Origin of the sequence: Nocardiopsis sp. YSL2 (assembly GCF_030555055.1) — a bacterium.
Taxonomy (GTDB): Bacteria; Actinomycetota; Actinomycetes; order Streptosporangiales; family Streptosporangiaceae; genus Nocardiopsis.
Genome location: NZ_JAMOAO010000001.1, coordinates 1,636,695 through 1,657,114, shown reverse-complemented (window position 1 = coordinate 1,657,114; position 20,420 = coordinate 1,636,695). Strand labels below are relative to the sequence as shown.

The 20,420-nt window shown below is 72.5% G+C and carries 16 protein-coding genes; 7 read left to right on the top strand and 9 right to left on the bottom strand.

From position 1 onward, the window contains the following. Nucleotides 1-5: 5 nt before the first annotated feature. The 6 genes from M1P99_RS07145 to M1P99_RS07120 form a co-directional block, all read right to left on the bottom strand. Nucleotides 6-1,517 (bottom strand): lipopolysaccharide biosynthesis protein, encoded by a 1,512-nt coding sequence (locus M1P99_RS07145; RefSeq protein ID WP_304451867.1) that lies wholly within the window; start codon nt 1,515-1,517, stop codon nt 6-8. Further along, nucleotides 1,505-2,386: a sulfotransferase domain-containing protein gene (locus M1P99_RS07140; RefSeq protein ID WP_304451866.1), complete on the bottom strand. Its 882-nt coding sequence runs from the start codon at nt 2,384-2,386 to the stop codon at nt 1,505-1,507. Before M1P99_RS07140 ends, M1P99_RS07145 begins: the two co-directional genes overlap by 13 nt. A 202-nt stretch (nt 2,387-2,588) precedes the next feature. After that, on the bottom strand, nt 2,589-3,833 hold the full coding sequence (locus M1P99_RS07135; RefSeq protein ID WP_304451865.1) for a phosphotransferase: 1,245 nt from the start codon (nt 3,831-3,833) through the stop codon (nt 2,589-2,591). Beyond that, entirely contained in the window at nt 3,830-5,206 is a 1,377-nt protein-coding gene (locus M1P99_RS07130) for an O-antigen ligase (RefSeq protein WP_304451864.1), read from the bottom strand. The genes M1P99_RS07135 and M1P99_RS07130 overlap by 4 nt, the downstream gene beginning before the upstream one ends. A 26-nt stretch (nt 5,207-5,232) precedes the next feature. Then, a complete protein-coding gene (locus M1P99_RS07125; RefSeq protein ID WP_304451863.1) occupies nt 5,233-7,143 on the bottom strand; it encodes a Wzz/FepE/Etk N-terminal domain-containing protein in 1,911 nt (636 codons plus the stop codon). A 220-nt stretch (nt 7,144-7,363) separates the two neighbouring features. Then, nucleotides 7,364-7,756 carry a DUF4190 domain-containing protein gene (locus M1P99_RS07120; RefSeq protein WP_304451862.1) on the bottom strand — a complete coding sequence of 131 codons (393 nt, stop codon included), beginning with the start codon at nt 7,754-7,756 and terminating at the stop codon, nt 7,364-7,366. A 407-nt stretch (nt 7,757-8,163) separates the two neighbouring features. Here M1P99_RS07120 and purN point away from each other — a divergent pair, with 407 nt between their 5' ends. From purN to M1P99_RS07105, 3 genes are read left to right on the top strand one after another with little or no spacing between them, the layout of a single operon-like run. Next, on the top strand, nt 8,164-8,814 hold the full coding sequence (gene purN / locus M1P99_RS07115; RefSeq protein WP_304455612.1) for a phosphoribosylglycinamide formyltransferase: 651 nt from the start codon (nt 8,164-8,166) through the stop codon (nt 8,812-8,814). Then, nucleotides 8,811-10,379, top strand: a complete 1,569-nt coding sequence (gene purH / locus M1P99_RS07110) for a bifunctional phosphoribosylaminoimidazolecarboxamide formyltransferase/IMP cyclohydrolase (RefSeq protein ID WP_304451861.1) — start codon at nt 8,811-8,813, stop codon at nt 10,377-10,379. Before purN ends, purH begins: the two co-directional genes overlap by 4 nt. A 16-nt stretch (nt 10,380-10,395) precedes the next feature. Next, a complete protein-coding gene (locus M1P99_RS07105) occupies nt 10,396-11,247 on the top strand; it encodes a bifunctional methylenetetrahydrofolate dehydrogenase/methenyltetrahydrofolate cyclohydrolase (RefSeq protein WP_304451860.1) in 852 nt (283 codons plus the stop codon). 104 nt (nt 11,248-11,351) lie between these two features. Here M1P99_RS07105 and M1P99_RS07100 read toward each other — a convergent pair whose 3' ends face one another. After that, complete coding sequence (locus M1P99_RS07100) at nt 11,352-11,957, bottom strand: FHA domain-containing protein (RefSeq protein ID WP_304451859.1); 606 nt, start codon at nt 11,955-11,957, stop codon at nt 11,352-11,354. A gap of 457 nt (nt 11,958-12,414) precedes the next feature. On the opposite strand from M1P99_RS07100, the gene M1P99_RS07095 reads away from it, so the two are divergent. Both M1P99_RS07095 and M1P99_RS07090 read left to right on the top strand, forming a co-directional pair. Then, nucleotides 12,415-12,732, top strand: a complete 318-nt coding sequence (locus M1P99_RS07095) for a DUF3017 domain-containing protein (protein ID WP_304455611.1) — start codon at nt 12,415-12,417, stop codon at nt 12,730-12,732. 178 nt (nt 12,733-12,910) lie between these two features. Continuing rightward, nucleotides 12,911-14,128, top strand: coding sequence for an NADP-dependent isocitrate dehydrogenase (locus M1P99_RS07090; RefSeq protein WP_304451858.1), 1,218 nt, complete (start codon nt 12,911-12,913; stop codon nt 14,126-14,128). 1,206 nt (nt 14,129-15,334) lie between these two features. Here M1P99_RS07090 and M1P99_RS07085 read toward each other — a convergent pair. Both M1P99_RS07085 and M1P99_RS07080 read right to left on the bottom strand, forming a co-directional pair. Beyond that, on the bottom strand, nt 15,335-16,600 hold the full coding sequence (locus M1P99_RS07085; protein ID WP_304451857.1) for an LCP family protein: 1,266 nt from the start codon (nt 16,598-16,600) through the stop codon (nt 15,335-15,337). Between the two features lie 103 nt (nt 16,601-16,703). Continuing rightward, on the bottom strand, nt 16,704-17,825 hold the full coding sequence (locus tag M1P99_RS07080; protein WP_304451856.1) for a galactokinase family protein: 1,122 nt from the start codon (nt 17,823-17,825) through the stop codon (nt 16,704-16,706). A 147-nt stretch (nt 17,826-17,972) separates the two neighbouring features. On the opposite strand from M1P99_RS07080, the gene M1P99_RS07075 reads away from it, so the two are divergent. After that, nucleotides 17,973-19,085 (top strand): YihY/virulence factor BrkB family protein, encoded by a 1,113-nt coding sequence (locus M1P99_RS07075; RefSeq protein ID WP_304451855.1) that lies wholly within the window; start codon nt 17,973-17,975, stop codon nt 19,083-19,085. A gap of 161 nt (nt 19,086-19,246) precedes the next feature. After that, nucleotides 19,247-20,419 carry a glutamate--cysteine ligase gene (locus M1P99_RS07070; protein ID WP_304451854.1) on the top strand — a complete coding sequence of 391 codons (1,173 nt, stop codon included), beginning with the start codon at nt 19,247-19,249 and terminating at the stop codon, nt 20,417-20,419. Nucleotide 20,420 lies beyond the last annotated feature (1 nt).

The following is a 20,420-nucleotide window of genomic DNA, read 5'->3' as shown; positions in this document are numbered from 1 at the left end:
GCTCCTCAGCGGATCGGACCCAGTTCCAGCGGGCCGCGCAGATACCACACCGTCGCCAGATGCCCCAGGGCTCCCGTGCACGCGGCCGCCGCCAGCGTCAGCAGACCGTCGCCCAGGGCCCACGTCAGCAGCACCGGCAGGGCGGCGAACCACACCAGTGCGCTGGCGGCCGCCGCCATCACCGGCCGACTGAACGGGTGCAGCACCACCAGGGACCGCAACTGCCACAGCGGCAGCATCCGGCGCAGGAGTACCGACCCGACCAGGGCCGCGGCGGCGCCCGTCGCTCCCAGGGCCGGCACCAGCACCAGGCAGGCCACGACGTTGGCCACCAGGGCCAGCACGTTGTTCAGCAGGTTGAGCCCGGTGCGGCCCGTCATCGCCAGGATCAGGTCGCCCATCCCCAGGGCCGAGGCCGCCAACTGGCCCGCGCACACCACCACCAGGGCCGCCGCACCCGTGCTGTACTCCGGCCCGAACAGCCGCATCACCTCGGGCGCGAACACCAGGGCCCCCAGGTACAGCGGCCATGTCAGGCACACCAACCACCCCGTCGCCACCTGGTACAACCCGCGTACCCCCGCGTGGTCGCCGGTGGCGATCTGCTCGGCGAACCGGGGCTGCGCCGCGTCCAGGACCGCCTGCGTGCCGAACTGGCCCACGGCCATCACCCGCGTCGCCGCCGTGAACACGGCGGCGCCCGCCAGCCCGCTGAGCATCGCCACCAGGATCACGCCGCCGCGCAGGATCCCCATCTGGGCCACCCCGGCCACCGCCCTGGGCAGCGCGAAGGTCCAGAAGGCGCGCGGAGTCACCTCCCGGGCCGGTGCGCCGTCCGGCGGGGCGGCCTCCTCCACGGGGGCGGCCCGGCGCAGGACGCGCCCCAGCCAGAACCACGCCACCACCGCCGCGGGCAGGTACGGACCCGCCCACGACAGCGCCAGCAGCCCTCCCGCGCCGCTCAGCGCCACCGCCCCCACCAGCACCACCTGCGCCAGCGGCCGCCCCACCTTCTCCACGACGGCCGTCCCCGCCATGTCGTGGTGGGCGCGCGTCGCCGCCAGCGCCGTGTCGGTCAGGACCGCGAACGGCAGGAAAAGCGCCAGCAGCCGCAGGTACGTGGCGGCCTCGTCGGTGCCCAGCGCCCGCGCCATCGGATCGGCGAACACCAGCAGCGCCAGCCCCAGCAGGCACGCCGCGGCCACCGTGGGCCCCATGGCCAGCCGCAGCAGCCGACCGACCCCGTCGGCGCGCCCGAACACCCGCATGCGCGCGATGAAGTACACCAGCCCGTCCGGCGCGCCCACGTTCGCCACCGCGGCCGCGACCATGAACACCGACGTCGCCGCGAACAGCAGTCCGGCCGTCTCCTGGGAGAGGGCCCGCGTGATCATCACGATCAGGGCGAGGTTGAGGACCGCGCCCACGGTCGTGCCCACGAGGTTGACGACCCCGCCGCGCAGAACGCGCCGCAGGGCGCGCGAACCGCCGTCCGCCGCCGTGGTCACCGTCGCCATGACGGTGTCCGGCCCCACCACTCGGCCAGCCGGGCGTCGCTGTCGGCGAACCGCTCGGCGAGATCGTCGCGCAGGGACTCCGGCATCCGATCACGGCCGCGCGCGTTGTGCCGCCCCGGGCTCTGACCCGGCCCGGGCGGCAGTCCCACGAAGCGCTCGATCCCGGCCAGGGCGTGCGCGGTTCCGTCGAACAGGTCGGCGTGGTCCACCACGTGCAGGCGGTCCCGGCCCAGGTGCCCCTCCATCCGGGTGAGCTGGTCGACGTACCGTCCGCGCGCGACGTACGCGTGGTGCTGGTGGGCGTGGGAGCGGTAGGCGGGGTCGGCCACCAGCCGCTCCTCCTCTCCCGACAGGCGCTGGGACTCCAGCTCCAGAGCCTTCTCGAACGGCTGGTCCTCGAACCCGCGGGCGCTCTCGTGGGCGTGCGCGGAGTAGGCGCGCTCCACCGGGTCGCGCAGGATCACCACGACCCGTACCCAGGGCAGGTCACGGGCGATGCGCTCGGCGGCCAGGGGGTGGAACAGGTAGTAGGGGCTGGACTCGAAGACCCGGACCCGGGGCCGCCCGGCGCGGGCGCGCAGCCGCGCCCGCGCCGGGAAGTGCGCACGGTAGCGGTCGAGGCCGCCCCGGTAGCCCGTGTCGAAGTAGTGCACCCCCTTGCGCAGGGTGGGCCCGGTGGCGGCGGGATGCAGGGACAGCGCCTTGAACAGCGAGGTCGTGCCCGCGCGCTGGGCGCCGCAGATGAGGAAGTCGGGCAGGGCCCGGGCCGGGGCGGTCACCGCCCCCCAGCCGTCGGACAGGGGTAGCAGGGCACGGCGTCCGTGCTCGGCGAGGCGCCGGAGGGGGACAGGGGAGCGGTCCCTGGGCATCGCTGGATCCTTTCTGTTCGGTGTCGTCCGGCGTCCTCGTGGGCGCGGACGCGTGCTCTGGGTGCCGGGAGACCCGTACTCTCCGGCCTCGTTCGTGCTGGGGGGCGTTCCTCGCTCCGGTCGCGCCCCCGGCCCGCGGAGTACGGGCGCGCCGCGGGGCCGTCACCGGGACCCCGGGGGCTGTGGCCCTCCCGGGCGGGGGTCACACCGCGCCCAGCGGGGGGTCGTCGGCGTGGGAGGCCTCGTGTACGGCCCTCTCCTGGAGGCCGTCCAGGGCGGGCAGCAGCCAGTCGTCGACGGAGGCCAGGTGGCCTCCGCACTCGGACTGGCGGTCGTGCAGGTACCGGGTGGCCAGGTCGATCAGGTAGAGCGCCATCACGGTGGAGACCGCGTGGGCGCGTAGCCCGGTGTCCCTGATCAGCGGGTCGCGCAGGAGCCGGGACCCGCTGTCCAGCCACCGGTGCACCCCGGGGTGCACGCCCGCCTGCACGCACTCGTTGAGGTCGTAGTGCAGGGCGTCGAATCCCACGGGGGCGTCCAGGGCCAACCGTTCCCAGTCCCACACGAAGGCGCGCCGGGACGTGCTGGCGATGTTCCAGCGGGTCAGATCGCCGTGCCAGGCCCCGAACGGGACGCGTACGTCGGGCAGGCGCCGCAGGGCCGCTCGCAGCGGGGCCGCCTCGGGGCGGGCGCCCAGCGCCACGATCCGCTCCTCCAGGACACGCCGGTACGGGCTGGCGGACAGGAACCGCTCGCGGACCCGGGCCAGGTGGACGATCTGGATCACGCAGCGCAGCAGCTGGCGGCGGGTGGGGCGGTCGGTCTGGTCGCCCACCGGCAGGGCCTCCTGGACGAGCAGCGGTTGGCCGTTCCACTCGCCCTCGTACAGCAGGCGCGGCACGGTCACGTCCTTGAGCCGCGCGCCGGCCAGGTGGTGCAGCGCCCGGGTCTCGGCGCGCACGAGGCGAGCGGTGAGCTCGTTGATGGCCACCTTGGCGTAGCCGATGGTGCGCCCGGCGGGGCTCAGGAGCAGCAGGACCGGCTTGCGGTTGGCCCGCGGCGGGCCGACGTGGATGGCGATCGCCAGGTCGCGGTCCAGAGCCGCGGTGAGCGCGTGCTCGATCCCGGGACCGGCTCCCACGTACAGCCGGTCGCGCAGCAGCAGCGGGGCCAGGCCGGTGGCGAAGGCGCCGGTCAGCAGCAGTGTGCGGAGCCGCTCGGTGAACGAGTGGCCCTGGGCGAACGAGGCGATCCCGCGCGCCGCCGCCCACCGGTTGTGCGCGGGCAGGATCACGCGCGGGTTCTGGGCGTTGGGCACCGGCAGGTACTGGCTGCCCCGATCGCGGCGGACCAGCCTGCGCACGCTCCCGTCGTCGGGGCCGAGCAGGCCGCCGCACGGCCACAGCACGGCTGCCACGTCCGTGAGGTAGGTCGTCTCAGTGTTCACCATCGACCTCCGTGGCGGCGCGCGGAGGCCCCGGCCGGCAGCGCCGTTCCGCCGCGCCAGAGCAGGGCGACGGCGATGACGGTGACGGCCAGCGGAGACATCAGCGCGACATAGAAGAGCATGTACCAGAACAGCAGCAGCACGGTGAGCAGCGCGGCCTGCCCGACCGGGGTGGTCACCGAGCGGTGTCGCCAGGCGGTGACCGCGAAGAAGGAGAGGAAGAACGCGGTGCCGACCCAGCCGTTCGCGATGAGGGTCATCCACAGCTGACCGGCGTTGCCGATCACGTGGTGGCCGCACGTGGGGCACTCGGCGCTGGGGCCGATCGCGATGGACTGCTCGCTGCCCTGCCCCTCGCGGGTGGTGCCCCAACCCAGGACCGGTGACTGGTCCGCGGCAGCCACGGACTGGGCGTTGGTGGCGGCCCGCCCGTCGTCGCTGTGCGGGTTGTCGGCGCGGGTGCGCACGACGTCCGCCAGGGGAGAGGCGGCCAGGACCAGCAGCGCCACCGCGGTCAGGACGGCGCAGCCGCCCACCAGCGCCACCCGCCCCCGGCGCAGCGCCTGGACCGCCGCGAAGGCCAGGGAGAGTGCCAGCCCCATCCACAGGGCGCGGTTGAGCGAGTAGACGATCGGAACGACGGACAGGGCGGCGGCCGCGAGCGCACCCCAGCGCACCCATCCCGTGCCGTGGACCGACCACGCCACCAGCATCCACACCAGCAGCAGGGACAGCATGTAGCCCCAGAGGTTGGTGTACTCCCAGGGCGCCTTGGGCCGGGCGGACTCGTAGCCGAAGATGTCCATGACCTGTGCCGACGCCGGGTGGATGAGCGCCTGCATGTAGGGGTCGCCCGCCAGGGAGCCCGGGAGCAGGTACTCCGCCGGAGCGGTGAACTCGAAGCGGGGCGCGAGCATTCCGAGGTAGCCGCCGGCGATGGTGGCCACGCACAGGAGCGACAGCGCCCACAGCACGAGGCGGGTGGGCAGTTCGCGCTCGGACAGGTTGCCGACGTACAGCAGCAGGACGGTCAGCACCAGGTAGTTGACCACCCGCAGGAGCGCTCCGGCGTAGCCGCCGCTGCCGGGCACGGTTCCGGGCAGGTCCATCGGGACCACGAGCAGTCCGAGCACCGTCCACACCAGGAACAGCGCCCACAGCCAGAACCCCGGCGGCACCCTGAGCCCGACCGTCCGGTGGCGGCGCACCAGTTCGGCGGCCATCGGTACCGCGAACAGCCAGTACGCGAACTGGCCCAGCCCCAGCGCCCACCACAGCGGATATCCGGCCAACAGCCACAGCAGCGGCCACCCGGTGACCCGGTCCGCACCGACGTCGACGCCGGTGCCGGCGGTCGGCCGGTGCGTCGTCACGGGAGCGCTGTCGGGCGAACGCCGTGTCATCGGCGCCCGGCCTCGGTGCCGGCGGCCGCCGCTTCCTCGGTTCCCACGGTCGCGCTCACCTGCTCGTCGTGGCCGGAGTCCTCGGCCTTCGCGTCCGGCGCGTCCGCTTTCCCGTCTTTCCCGTCGTCCGACGCCTTCGCCTCCTCCCCGGCCGCCGCGTCCGCCTTCTCGGCGGCGGGAGCCTTCGACTCGGCGGAGGGCGCGTCCGCCTTCTCGGCGGAGGGAGCCTTCGACTCGGCGGACGGCGCCCCGTCGGCATCGGCCGGGCGGTCGGGGGCGGTCGTGTCCGGGGCGTCGGCGGTGCGCACGGAGGCGGGCACGGACTCGTCGGTGCGCGGCTGGCGGGGCAGGACGACCGTGCCGGGGACGGCCGCGCCGAAGCGGTCGGCGGTCCCGACGAGCCCGGTCAGGGCCGCGCGGTGCGTGCGGCCCAGCTCGACCACCGGAAGAAGCAGGTCGGCGGTCCCGGCCAGGGCGTGGGCGTCCGCGCGCTCACTGGCCGCCGGCAGGGCGACGACGACGTACTCGGCGGCGGAGCGCAGCAGGTGCAGCAGGTCCTCCATAGCCGTACCCCGTACGGGGGCGTCCAGGTCGGCGGAGCCGTGGCGCAGGACCCGCAGGAGCGGCGCGGCGTCGGGCCGCACCGTGAGCCCGGCGGGGTCCTCGCCCTCGACCAGCGCCTCGGTCAGGCCGGGCCCGTCCGTCAGCCCCAGCAGTCCGTTGACGGACGCGGTCCGCGGGTCGACGCACACCAGCAGCGTCTGAGCGCCGGTGCGGGCCAGAGCGGCGGCCAGGTTGACCGCGGCGACCGCCCCGGCCCGTCCGGGTGTGGTGGCGGCGGTGAACAGGATCCGTCCGGGCGCGGGCCCGTCGGAGTCATCGGACTCGGCGTCCTCGGCCACGGGGCCGGTGTCGCCGACCGGGGCGAGCCGGGTGCGGACCAGGTGCGCGGCCTCGTTCGCGCGCTGGCCGTCGGCCTCGTCGTCGCCGAGCAGCCCGACCGCGCGTTCGGAGCGCCGGTCCCCGGACAGGTCGAGCAGCACCGGGACCCCGCTGATCCGCGGGGTCTCCTCGGTGTCGCGCAGGAGCGGGTCGAGGCGGTCGCGGGCCACGGCCGCGAGCAGGCCCGCCAGGAGGCCGAGCGCGGCCCCGCCCAGCAGCCACAGCGCGGGGATCGGGGAGGTGGGGCCCTCCGGCGCCGACGCCGGAGTGATGACCTGGCCCGGGACGATGGTCTCCTGGAGCGCGCCGAGCGGGCTGATGCCGTTGCCCAGTTCGGCGATCTCGGCCCGCAGCGCCTCGGCCCGGGCGTCCGCGCCGGCCTGGGCCGAGGCGGTCGCCCCGGCGCTCTCGGCGACCAGTTCGGCCAGCGACTCGTAGCGGGCCTCCTGCTCCGCGCGCAGCGCGTCGAGCTGGGAGCCCACGAGCTCGCGCACCTGCTCCTCGCGCCGGTCCAGGTAGGCCTGCGCGTAGGCGTCGGCGCCCGTGCGCGCGCTCTCGGCGCTGCCGGCGGTGTAGTGGATCTCCAGCACGTTGCTGTTGGGCGGCACCGTCACGTCGACCCGTTCACGCAGGTCGTCGGTCTCGGGTGCGGCTCCGCCGGACTCGGCGAGCGTTGCGGCGACCTGGGACGCGACCTGGTCGGAGAGCACGATCTGGGCCTCGGTGTCGAGGTTGACGTCTCCGGCCACGCGTCCGGAGCGCTCCCCGGTGAGTTCGGCCACCCCGGTCGGCCGGACCTGGACCGCCGCCGTCGAGGTGTACGTGGGGGGCACCGTGAGCACCGCGGCCGTGGCGAGGACCAGTCCGCCGAGCACACCGACGGCCACCAGCCGCAGGCGGCGGCGCAGAAGAGCGGTGTACTCCTTTAGTTCCGGTCCGGACGAGCCGGGGGTCTCGGTGTCCATCGGGTCCTCTCCGCACGCGCATAGGCAACACTTTTAGTGAACGATTGCATACTAAGTGTAGTCCCTTTGGGGGTGCCTGACGCTTTGGGAAACAGCCGTTTCCACTAGGAGGAATGACCGGAATCGGCTTCCACGGGCGGAGCCGTCAGGCGTACGGCACGAGAAGGGGCGGCGGGAGAACTCCCGCCGCCCCTCGGAGGCCGTGTGGTGTGGGCCCGCCTCACCAGCCGACGGCGGTGGGCGGCAGGCCCGTCGACTCCTCCCAGGCCTCGTCGCACTCGGCCTGCGTGGCGACCGTGTGGGCCAGTGCCGAGCAGGAGCGGTAGTCGGCGACCTCGTCCTGGTAGGCGATCGCCACGGCGGCCATCGTCCCCGAGAGCACCAGGCCCGCCAGGCCGAAGGCCACGCTCAGGATCGCTCCCGGAGCGGTCGTGCCGTTGGCCCGCGCGGCCCGTCGCGCCCGGAAGCCCTGGACCACGCCGAACACCGACAGGACCGCCCCGTAGGGCGGGAGCAGCAGCCCGGCCATCCCGAAGAACAGCCCCCACAGGCCGCCGCGTTCCATCCGGGGAGGCTGCCCGTCCGTCCGGGGCTCAGGGCTGTTGTCGGTCACAGGTTCACTCCTTAGGGACGCCCCCAGGGCGTCATGGTCCGCTTCCGCCTGCGCGGGAGCGTATCCGGTACCGGGACCCCGAAGGGGCCCGGGTCTCCGGTCGGTTCGCGGCGGGGTTCCCGAAACGTGTGGTCCCCGTGGGGTAGACGCTACCGGGCCCGATAGGGTTGGGACGCGGACGGGCCCGGTCGGCCCGCCCGACGCCCGACAGCGCCCACAGGGGCGGCTTCGCGGGGGAGGCGGGCCACCCCGAACGACGTCCGCGGTGCGGTCCGGCTCAGGTCCGGGCTCCGTGCCGGGTGTCCCTGTTCCTCCGGATGCTGCGCCGTCCCCCGGCGCCCCCGGACGCGGGAGGTCTCTCCCGCACCGTTCTCTACGACACCTGGGAGAAGCATTTGTCCGCGCGAGTGGTCATCCTCATATCGGGCACGGGCAGCAACATGGCCGCCCTGCTGGAAGCGGCCCAGGACCCCGCCTACGGCGTGCGGGTCGCGGCCGTGGGATCCGACCGTGAGGGAACCCGTGGGATCGAACTGGCCAGAGCGGCCGGCGTGCCCACGTTCGTCGTCAACTTCCGCGACCACCCCGACCGCGGCAAGTGGAACGAGGCGATGGCCGAGCGGATCGACGCGTTCGAGCCCGACCTGGTGGTCTCCGCCGGATTCATGCGCATCCTCGGCCCCGACGTCGTCGGCAGCCACCCGGCGGTCAACATCCACCCCGCGCTGCTGCCCTCCTTCCCCGGCGCGCACGCCGTCCGTGACGCGCTCGCCCACGGTGTCCGGGTGACCGGCACCACCATCCACTTCCTCGACGAGGGCGTCGACTCCGGTCCGATCATCGACCAGGTCGCCGTGCCCGTCGAGGACGATGACGACGAGTCCAGCCTCCACGAGCGCATCAAGGCCGTGGAGCGCGAGATGCTGGTCGACACGGTCGGCAGGCTCGCCCGCGAGGGCTGGACCATCGACGGCAGGCACGTGCGGTTCGGTCGGACCGCGCCCGGCCGCACAGAGCACAGCGTCAGCGACGCGACCGACACGAAGGAGAACCGGTGACCCAGCAGGCCATCAGGCGTGCGTTGATCAGCGTGTACGACAAGACCGGCCTGGAGGAGCTGGGCACCGGCCTCGCCGAGGCCGGCGTGGAGATCGTCTCCACCGGCTCCACCGCCGCGAAGCTGCGCGACGCCGACGTCCCCGTCACCAACGTCGAGGACGTCACCGGCTTCCCCGAGATCATGGAGGGCCGGGTCAAGACCCTGCACCCCCACGTGCACGCCGGACTCCTCGCCGACCGCGGCAAGCCCGACCACGTCGCCAAGATCGAGGAGCTGGGTATCGCCCCCTTCGACCTGGTCGTGGTCAACCTCTACCCCTTCCAGGACACGGTCGCCTCGGGAGCCTCCGAGGCCGACTGCATCGAGAAGATCGACATCGGCGGTCCCGCGATGGTGCGCGCCTCCGCCAAGAACCACGGCAGCGTCGCGATCGTGGTCGACCCGGCGAGCTACGGCGCCACCCTCCAGGCGGTCCGCGACGGCGGCTTCACCCTGGAGCAGCGCAAGAGCCTGGCCGGGCTGGCCTTCCAGCACACCGCGACCTACGACGCGGCGGTCGCCTCCTGGTTCGCCGGGTCCTACGCCCCCGACGGGGAGGCCGCGGACTCGGGCTGGCCGGGCTACCTCGGCATCGGCTACGAGCGCGAGAGCGTCCTGCGCTACGGCGAGAACCCGCACCAGAAGGCCGCGCTGTACACGGTCGCGGGCGCCCCCGCGTCGGGGCTGGCCGGGGCCGAGCAGCTGCACGGCAAGGCCATGTCCTACAACAACTACGTGGACGCCGACGCCGCCCTGCGCGCCGCCCACGACTTCGACGAGCCGTGCGTGGCCATCATCAAGCACGCCAACCCCTGCGGCATCGCGGTCGGCGCGGACAACGCCGAGGCCCACCGCAAGGCCCACGCCTGCGACCCGGTCTCGGCGTTCGGCGGCGTCATCGCCACCAACCGCACCGTCGGCGCCGAGCTGGCCGGGCAGATCGCGGAGATCTTCACCGAGGTCGTCGTCGCGCCGGGCTTCGAACCGGCCGCGGTGGAGACGCTCACCCGCAAGAAGAACATCCGGCTGCTGGTCGCGGAGAACACCGGATTCGGCACGGGCGTGGAGAACCGCCAGATCAGCGGCGGCCTGCTCGTCCAGTCCCGGGACGCGATCGACGCCGAGGGCGACGACCCCGCGACGTGGACCCTGGCCACCGGAACCCCGGCCGACGAGGACACCCTCGCCGACCTCGCCTTCGCGTGGAAGGCCGTACGCGCCGTCAAGTCCAACGCCATCCTGCTGGCCGCCGGCCGCGCGACCGTCGGCGTGGGCATGGGCCAGGTCAACCGGGTGGACTCGGCCCGCCTGGCGGTCACCCGCGCCGGTGACCGCGTGTCCGGCTCCGTGGCCGCCAGCGACGCCTTCTTCCCGTTCCCCGACGGGCTGGAGATCCTGACCGAGGCCGGTGTGAGCGCCGTCGTCCAGCCGGGCGGCTCCGTGCGCGACGCGGAGGTCATCGCCGCGGCCAAGGCCGCCGGGGTGACCATGTACCTGACCGGTACCCGCCACTTCTTCCACTAGAACGAGGGGCAGACCTATGAGCGCGACCGTTCTGGACGGCAAGGCCGTCGCGAAGACCATCCGCGGTGAGCTCGCCGAGCGGGTGGCCAAGCTCAAGGACCGGGGGATCACCCCGGGGCTGGGCACCGTCCTGGTCGGCGACGACCCGGGCAGTCACTCCTACGTGCGCGGCAAGCACCGCGACTGCGCACAGGTGGGCATCGCCAGCATCCGCCGCGACCTGCCGGCGGACGCCACGCAGGAGGACGTGGAGCGGGCCGTCCACGAGCTGAACGAGGACCCCGCGTGCACGGGGTACATCGTGCAGCTTCCCCTGCCCCGGGGCCTGGACGAGAACCGGGTGCTGGGCCTGATCGACCCGGTCAAGGACGCCGACGGCCTCCAGCCCTCCAACCTCGGCAAGCTGGTGCTGATGCAGGAGGCGCCGCTGCCGTGCACCCCGCGCGGCATCGTGGAGCTGCTCGGACGCTACGACGTGCCCCTCCGGGGCGCCGAGGTGGTCGTGGTCGGCCGCGGGGTCACCGTGGGCCGGCCCCTCGGCCTGCTGTTGACCCGCCGGTCGGAGAACGCCACGGTGACCCTCTGCCACACGGGCACCCGTGACCTGGCCGCCCACACCCGTGACGCGGACATCATCGTCGCGGGCGCCGGCGTACCGGGCCTCATCACCAAGGACATGGTCAAGCCCGGCGCGGCCGTCCTGGACGTCGGCGTCTCGCGCACCGACGACGGTCTGGTGGGCGACGTCGCCCTGGACGTTCCCGAGGTCGCCGGGTTCATGTCGCCCAACCCCGGCGGTGTGGGCCCGATGACCCGGGCCATGCTGCTCGTCAACGTGGTCGAGGCCGCCGAGCGCCAGGCGGGCTGACCGCCGACCGCGCGTCGGGCGGGGGCGGAGGTGCGACGCGCCTCCGCCCCCGCCGTATCGGGGCCGAAGGCGCGGACCGGCCCCACGCGGTGGTCCGACCCCGGTCAGCTGGCCCGGCGCGCGGATCCGCTGACCGGCATCGGGCGCACCAGCCCCAGGGCCACGACCTCGTTGGCCAGGCGGGTGCGACGGTTCTGCCCCTCGGGGATACGGAACTTCTGGTAGAGGCGCAGCAGGTGCTGCTTGACCGCCGCCTCGGTGACCACCAGCGCCTCGGCGATGTCCTTGGCGGTGGCGGGCGCGACGAACGCCTCCTCCGACAGCGCCGGGCGGCACAGGGCCGTGAGCACGTCGAGTTCGCGACGGGTGAGCTCGGGCGCCGCCCCGCGGCGCAGCTCGACGTCGGGGCTGATCTGCTCCCGGGGGAGCCCGCCGGTGCGGCAGCGCGCGGTGCCGAAGCTCACCACGTCGCCCTCCTCCAGGACGCGGCGGGCGATGGGGCGCCCGTTGACGCGGGTGCCGTTGCGCGACAGCCCCAGGTCGACGACGTAGACGTAGGGGCCGCGCCGGACGAGTTCGGCATGCAGCTGGGAGACGCTCGGATCGCTGAGCCGGATGTCGGCGCCCTCGCCCCGGCCCACGGTGGTGACCTCGGCGGCGAGCGCGTGGATGTCCCCGGTGTCTTCCACCCGGAGATAGGGCCCGTCCACGGTGACTCCTCCCGGATAGGGCTGGCGTGTCCGGTGCGGGCGGCGGCGGGGGGAGATGGGTGGCTGTCGGGGGATGGAGGGGCGGTCTGCGCGTTGAGTGGGCTTCATAGGGGGTGGTCCTCGCTCACCGGTGCACTCATCCCAAGCTTGGTTACCCGGCTGGTACGGGTTCTACGCGCTTACTCCGGAGTTAGGCGGACAAGGCCGGGGAATACGGCTCTGTGGCGGAATCGGAAGGGGGTATCGGACGCCCGGTGTGCCTGGGGCGGCGAGTCCGATTCCGTGAGTGCAGGGGCGTGGTGACACTCGTCCCTACAATGGTGGAGTCTCTCCCGCGTCGGCGCCCGGTTCCACCGCGTCCGTGCCGGGGTCCCGTCCGCGGTACCGGGGAGGGGCACGCGGGCAGGTCGGAATCCGAACGGATCGGGACACGGTGAACGAAGCGGGGTTGGCGGAGTTGGCGGACGCGGAGACACCTGACGAGACCCGAAAGAAGCGTCCCGAGGTACCCGACTGGCTCGCCCAGGTTCCGTACTTCCTCGTCATGTCGGCGCTGGGCGCGGGCATCGTGGTCGTGGCCGCGGCCTACTTCAAACGCGGCCCGGCGATCATCGCGTGCGCTTTGCTGCTGGCCGCCGCGTTCCGGTTGTTCCTGCCCAAGGACTGGATCGGCATGCTCGCCGTGCGCCGGCGCTGGATCGACCTGACCACCCTCGTCGGCATGGCGGTGCTCCTGATCGTCCTCGCATGGGTGGCGCCGCAACTGTCCGCGTAGGCGTCGAATAAGCTTGACGTCGAGATACCGCGACACCGACACGCCACCGCCTCCCCGGTCAGCACGGACGCCGGGCGGGCGTGGGACAACGCCGCGCGCGGACCTGGGAACGGCCACGAACCGGGACCGGCCCGTCGTACGAGGTGGTGGCGCAGACTGAAGGGACAGCCACACAGCCATGGCCAAGATCAAGGTCGAAAACCCCGTAGTCGAGCTGGACGGCGACGAGATGACCCGGATCATCTGGTCCTTCATCAAGGACCGGCTGATCCTCCCGTACCTCGACATCGACCTGAAGTACTACGACCTCGGTATCGAGGAGCGCGACCGCACCGACGACCAGATCACCGTCGATGCCGCCAACGCCATCAAGGAACACGGCGTCGGCGTCAAGTGCGCCACCATCACGCCCGACGAGGCCCGGGTCGAGGAGTTCGGCCTCAAGAAGATGTGGCGGTCGCCCAACGGCACCATCCGCAACATCCTCGGCGGCGTCGTCTTCCGCGAGCCGATCATCTGCGAGAACGTGCCGCGCCTGGTCCCCGGCTGGACCAAGCCCGTCATCATCGGCCGCCACGCCCACGGTGACCAGTACAAGGCCACCGACTTCAAGGTCCCCGGCCCCGGAACGGTCACCATGACCTACACCCCGGCCGACGGCAGCGAGCCGGTCGAGTTCGAGGTCGCGAACTTCCCCGAGGGGGGCGGTGTCGCGATGGGCATGTACAACTACCGCAAGTCCATCGAGGACTTCGCGCGCGCCAGCCTGAACTACGGCCTGGACCGCAACTACCCGGTGTACATGTCCACCAAGAACACGATCCTCAAGGCCTACGACGGCATGTTCAAGGACGTATTCCAGGAGATCTTCGACACCGAGTTCAAGGAGAAGTTCGACGCCGCCGGACTGACCTACGAGCACCGCCTGATCGACGACATGGTCGCCGCGGCGCTCAAGTGGGAGGGCGGCTACGTCTGGGCCTGCAAGAACTACGACGGTGACGTGCAGTCCGACACCGTCGCGCAGGGCTACGGCTCGCTCGGCCTGATGACCTCGGTGCTGCGCACCGCCGACGGCCGCACGGTCGAGGCCGAGGCCGCGCACGGCACGGTGACGCGTCACTACCGCCAGCACCAGCAGGGCAAGCCGACCTCGACCAACCCGATCGCCTCCATCTTCGCGTGGACCCGCGGTCTCGACCACCGGGGCAAGCTGGACAACACCCCGAAGGTCGTCGAGTTCGCCAACACCCTCGAGGACGTCGTCGTCAAGACCGTCGAGGGCGGCCAGATGACCAAGGACCTCGCCCTGCTGATCGGCAAGGACCAGGAGTGGCTGACCACCGAGCAGTTCCTCGCCGCGCTGGACGAGAACCTGAGCAAGCGCCTGGCCTAGGCGCGCCGCGCGGTCCGTCCTGAGCCGGCGGGCCGGGTGACCTTCACCACGCCCGGGCGCCCCTGAGAGGGGCGCCCGGGCGTCGTCGTGCCACGGGCCGGGAACGGGATTGCGGCGGAAAGCGTCGTTTGGGGTCTTCGGACACGGGGCGTCGCAGAACTTTCTCAGGGTGTTTACCGTGTTCGTCGGACAACCGGTCTCTGTGGGTGGGAGTATGGGCACCCCGGGTGAGGGAGACCCCGTCCGGGTGCGACGTAAGACACGTGGGCAGGATTCGCACCTTTCGCGAACTTTGACCTATGGTGGAGACACGCCGGTGAGAACCGGCAGGCCAGAGCGGGTGCGAGCCCCTCGGCCACAGAGGACCGACGTACCGGCCGTGCGCCCGCTGGGGGGTAGGCGCGCACAGTACGGAACGTCACGAAGAAGGGCCCGTCACCATCGGTGGCGGGCCCTTCGCATTCGGGGCGCTTCACACCGGGTCCTTCGTCGTCGCTACTGCCTGGCTCGCAAGCTCGCTGGCGGCAGAGACTCCTCCTGCAGGCCCCGGTGCGCCCCTCACTCCCTACTTGCTTTGGGCCTCCGCTCGTTCCTCGCTTTGGCCCGGATCAACCCCCTGGGGTGGCCGTGGGCGCAACCGCTGGCGTCTACCCCCCCTGGGGTTGGCGCAGGCCGATGTGTGTACGCCCGACCCCCTGGGGTTGAGGTCGGCCCAGGGGCGGGTGCGTGGCCATGATGGTCCCCTCGTGGGGTGTCCTGCGTGCGGGACCACTGGGGGGGTGGCTCGGGGCGCGCCACCACCTGCACCCACAGGGGGTTGAAGGTGCACACACAGCCCTGCGTGAACCCCAGGGGGTGAAAGGAAGGCCGCTCAATCCGCCTCGACCCCAGGGGGTTGGCTCGGGGCGCGCCACCACCTGCACCCACAGGGGGTTGAAGGTGCACACACAGCCCTGCGTGAACCCCAGGGGGTGAAAGGAAGGCCGCTCAATCCGCCTCGACCCCAGGGGGTTGGCTCGGGGCGCGCCAGTGTTCTGCAGGAGGAGACGGGGCCGCCAGCGAGCCTGCGAGCCAGGCAAGTCGACGACGAAGAACACTGGCGCGCCCCGAGCACGGGCCGAAGCGAGGAACGAGCGGAGGCCCCAAGAAAACACAGAGCGGAGGCCCCAAAAAAAACACAGCGAAGGCCCCCAAAAGACACAACTGTCAGTCCGCCATGGCGCTCTCGGGGATGGGTTCGCCCTCGCGGATGGCGTTGAACAACTCCTCCGAGCGTGCCTCGTCCCAGAGCACGACGGAGCCGACGCCGTCGAGGGTCGGGGTGCTGCCCACCGGGACCGACGTGGTCTGCGTACCGCCGCGCAGGGCCAGCATCATCGTGGCCAGGTGGCGGAGGCGGTCGCCCTCGTCCACCATGAACGTGTCGGTGCCCGCGGTGACGAGCGGAATGGCGCGGACCGGGTTGAACAGGGTCGCCGGGTCGCTGGCCTTCTGCACGAGTGCGGAGAAGAACTCGCGCTGGCGCTGGATGCGGTCCAGGTCGGCGCGCGGGGTGGCACGGGTGCGCACGTAGCCCAGTGCCGTGCCGCCGTCCATCTCCTGGCAGCCCGCCTCGATGTCCAGGCCCGCCTTCGGGTCCACCATCGGCTCCTCGGGGCACAGCTCCACGCCACCGACGGCGTCGACCAGGGAGACGAATCCGCCCATGCCGATCTCGACGTAGTGGTCGACGCGCACACCCGAGGCGCGCTCGAAGGTCTCCACCAGTGGGGCGGGCCCGCCGCAGATCTCCTCGCCCTCCTCATCGGTCCCGCACACGGCGTCGGCGAACGAGGCGTTGATCTTGTTGTCCGCGAAACCCGGGATGGCCAGCGGCACGTACGAGTCGCGCGGCACGCTGATGATCGTCGGGTCGCCGTCGTCCGGGATGTACAGCAGCATGATCGAGTCGGTGCGCCGCCCCTCGGCCCGGCCGGTGGCCAAGTCGCGGACCTGGTCGTCGTCCAGGCCCTCGCGGCTGTCCGACCCCACGATGAGGTAGGTCGTGCCGTCCTGGCGGTCCGGGCGCTCGTCGTAGTCCAGGAGCGCCTCCACGTGCTGCAGGCGTGAGTTGGCCCACAGGTAGAACGCGGTCGGCACGCCGATGAGGACCACCAGCAGGACCACCAGCGTGCTCGTCACGACGGTGGAGACGCGCTTGCGCCGCTTCTCCTTCGCGCGGCGCGCGATCCCCCGCCCGTCGTACTCGCGCCCGGCCGAGTGGGTCGTGCGCTTGGGCGGGGTCCGGCGCACCGGCGGGACGCCGCCGGCCTTGGGCAGCCGACGCGGTCCGCCGGACGACGCCTGCTCGGACTCGCGCGAACGGTAGAGCTTCTCGAACTGGTCGGGCCGACCGGGTGTGCCGCCTCGTCGGAACACTCCCGCCTTGTTGTGTTCACCGGTCGAGCCGGGGTCGCTCCTTCGGTCAGCCATCGATTCGCCTATCTGCTCCGCGCCGGGGACGTCTGGGTGTGCTTCCTGGCTATGTGATCGCAGAAAGGGTAGCCGGGTTCGCCCTGATCCGTCCGAACCGAGGTCATCTCAAACGGTGGGCACCGGCCGAGGGCACGGCCGCCCGTACGCGGGGCGCCACCCGGCCCCGGTCGGTGAAGGCTCGGGTGAGCGCGTCCGTGATGCGGTCGGCCCGGTCCTCGGAGGCCAGCGCCAGGGCGGTGCCGCGCCACCCGGACATGCGCACACCGCGGGCCCCCGCCCGGGCCGCGGTCTCCGCGGCGAGGTCCACCTCCGGCGTGGGCAGGTCGAACCGGCGCAGGGACAGGTGCGAGGCGGTCAGCACCGGACCGACCTCCGCGGAGCGGCCCGCGCGCAGCAGGCCCACCGCCGCGTTGAGGCGGTGCGTCTCCGTCACCGCGTACTCCACTCGGGTGCGCAGCACCGGGTCGCGCAGCTCGCGCAGTGCCGCGGGCAGGTCCCGGACCGTGCGCAGCGGGCCGAGGATCTCCTGGGCGCGCGCCAGCTCCGCCTCACGGGCGGGGCGCGGATCGCGGCGGGGCAGGGCACCGGTGTCGATGACGAGCAGGCGCAGGCCCTCGGCGGCCAGGTCGAACGGCAGGACCGTCGACGCCATCCCCCTGGGGTTGACGCGCACCGCGCAGCCCGGCCGGGCGACCATGGCCACCCGCGCGTCCGCCTCGGCCCCCTCGGGAGGAGGGTCGCCGCCCATGTCGGCCAGGGCCAGGGCCACCGCGCTGCGCGTGGCCGCCGTGCGCCCCAGGGACGCGTGCTCGGGCAGATCGGCGTCCAGCAGCACCCGGACCCCCGCGTCGGGCGCCAGTGAGCCGTTCCGGCGCGCGTCGGCCACCGCCCCGGCCACGGCCCGCGCCGCGGCCTCCTTGGGCCGCACGGCGCCGAGGGGCGTCGCCACGTGCACGCCCGCGCCCGGCGCCTCCCCGACCGCCGCCGTCACACCCCAGGGCAGTGCGGCGTACAGGGCCGGGCCCGCGGCGACCGTCGTGTGCTCGCCCATCAGCGCCAGCCGGCCCGGCGCACGCCACACCCCCGCGGGCGCCTCGCCGAACCGCTCCAGGTACTCCTTCGCCAGCTCGTCCGGGTCCGGGGCCTCGGCCGACCACTCACCGAGCGGTCCCGCCGACCGCACCCCCAACACAGCACGCAACCGCGCCCCCGCGCCCCCCACCGGACGTCTCCCTTCTCCCGGATCCCCCTGACAGCTCCTACCCCAAGTCTGCCGTGTGCCGCCGCGGATCCGCGCGTGGCGTCCCCACACCGTGCCGCCACTGCACTAGGGTGTCCCACACTTTGGGGCCGGCAGGGGAAGGACCGTATGGCGGCAGCGCTGGACAGGGCGAAGGACTGGGCCCGGCACTACCAGAACCTGTCGATGGACGCGTACTGGCGGCTCCGGCGCCGCCACCCCGTCGTGGACCACGCGGTACGCGCCTACGAGCGCTACGCGGACCGCAACGGCAACCAGCTCGCCGGGGCGGTCACCTACTTCGCGTTCCTGTCCTTCTTTCCGCTGCTCGCGCTGGCCTTCGCCGTGGTCGGCTACCTGGCCTCGATGCAGGTCGAGCTCACCGCCACCCTCGAAGAGGGGATCGACGGTGTGCTGCCGGGCCTGTCGGAGGAGCTGCCCATGGACCAGATCGCCCAGGCCCGGGTGGGCGCCGGAGTCCTGGGTCTGCTCGGCCTGCTCTACGCGGGCCTGAACTCGGTGTCGGCCCTGCGCCAGGCACTGCACTCGATCTGGCTCAAGAGCGTCAAGGAGGGCCCGAACGTCCTGCTGCGCAAGGCGGGCGACCTGTTCGTCATGGGCGGGCTGGGGCTGGCGCTGCTGCTCACCGTGTCCTTCACCAGCATCGGGCAGGCGGCCACGGCCTGGTCGCTGGCCCTGGTCGGGTTGGACGGCTCGGTGTGGGCCAACGTGTTGCTGCGCCTGCTGGCCCTGGCCGTCGCGATCTTCATGAACATGGTCCTGTTCATGCTGGTCTTCACGTTCCTCTCGGGCAGCGGTCGGCCGATGCGGATGATGTGGCGCGGCGCTCTGCTCGGTGCCGTGGGCTTCGAGGCGCTCAAGGCGACCGCGGCGGTGCTGCTCGCCGGAACCCTCAGCAATCCCGTCTACGCGTCGTTCGCGGTGCTCGTCGGGCTGCTCGTGTGGATCAACCTGGTGATGCGCCTGGTGATGTTCAGCGCGGCCTGGACGGCCACCTGGCTCCCGATGCCGGCGCCCTACACCGGGACGCTGTCGCTGCCCGAGGAGAACGGCCTGGACTGGTCCCGGCAGGGGCCGACGCCCCGGGCGCCGGCGTCGGCGCCCGACCGGCGCCGCGCCGACCAGCGGATCGTCGCGGGGATCGCCGCGCTGGTGGGTGCCGCCGGGGCCGGGGGAGCGGTCGCCGGGCTGCTGGGACGGGTGCGGCGGCGCGACCGCTGAACCCGTTTCGACATTTTCAGGAATTCCTCCTGTGGCCGGGTACATATCCCCGTATGCGCGCGGTGTGGGAAGGGTAGTCCTCTTCTGTCCCGGTTGACCGGTTCGCCGGGGCTCGAAGGTGCGCCGACCACGGCGGTCGGCAAACACCCCCCGGAGGGCAGATGGGAATCGCATTCAAGTCGTCCGAACGCGCGACGCTCGGTGTGGAGTGGGAACTCCAGCTGGTCGATCGTCGCAGCCGCCACCTGCGTCAGGAGGCGCGGGAGCTCCTGGCCGACCTCCCCGATCTGAGTGAGGACGCCGCGCCCCCGCTGCGGCACGAGCTCATGCAGTCGCAGGTGGAGGTCGTGACGGGGATCTGCGAGACGGTGGGCGAGGCCAAAGACGACCTGGCGCGCAACGTGGGCCGCATGAGGGAGGTCCTCGATCCGCGCGGCACCACGCTGACCTGCTCGGGGACCCATCCGATCGACGACTGGCGGGACCAGTCCTTCAGTCCCGGCGCGCGCTACGGCGAGCTGGTCGACCGCATGCAGTGGTTGGCGCGCAGGATCCTCACCTGTGGTGTCCACGTCCATGTGGGGGTGCGCAGCCGGGACAAGGCCATTCCCATGGTGAACGCCCTCGCGAAGTATCTGCCTCATTTCCTCGCTTTGAGTGCTTCCAGCCCATTCTGGAGCGGGGCGGACACCGGACTCGCGTCCTCGCGATCGATCATCTTCGGTGCCCTGCCGACGTCCGGACCTCCCGTGAACCTCCCGCACTGGACGGCTTTTGAGGAATACATCGAAACGCTACTCAGGGCGGGTACCATCGCCTCTATCAAGGAAGTGTGGTGGGACATCCGTCCGCACCCTGATTTCGGAACCATCGAGATCCGGATGTTCGACGGGATTCCCACACTGCGCGAGGTGGGAATGGCCGCCGCGCTCTCGCAGAGCCTGGTCGAGCTGTTCGACCACCAGCTCGACCGCGGGTACGGCTTGCCCAGCCCGCCGTCCTGGCTGGTACGGGACAACAAGTGGCGGGCCACCCGCTACGGACTCGACGCCCGTGTCATCACGGACCTGCACGGAACCACCGTTCCGCTCCGGGACGACCTGTACGAGCTGGTGCGTGAGCTGACGCCCGTCGCGGCCCGCCTGGGCTGCGCCGAGGACCTGGACCTGATCTCCGAGATCCTGGACAAGGGTGCCTCCTACGAAAGGCAGCGCGCGGTCGTCGCCGAGGGCGGTTCGCTGGACGACGTCGTCGACATGCTCGCAGCCGAGTTCCGGGGCGACCATCCCACCCGTGCAGAAGTCGGTGTCGGCGATGGAGCCGGTGCACGCTAAG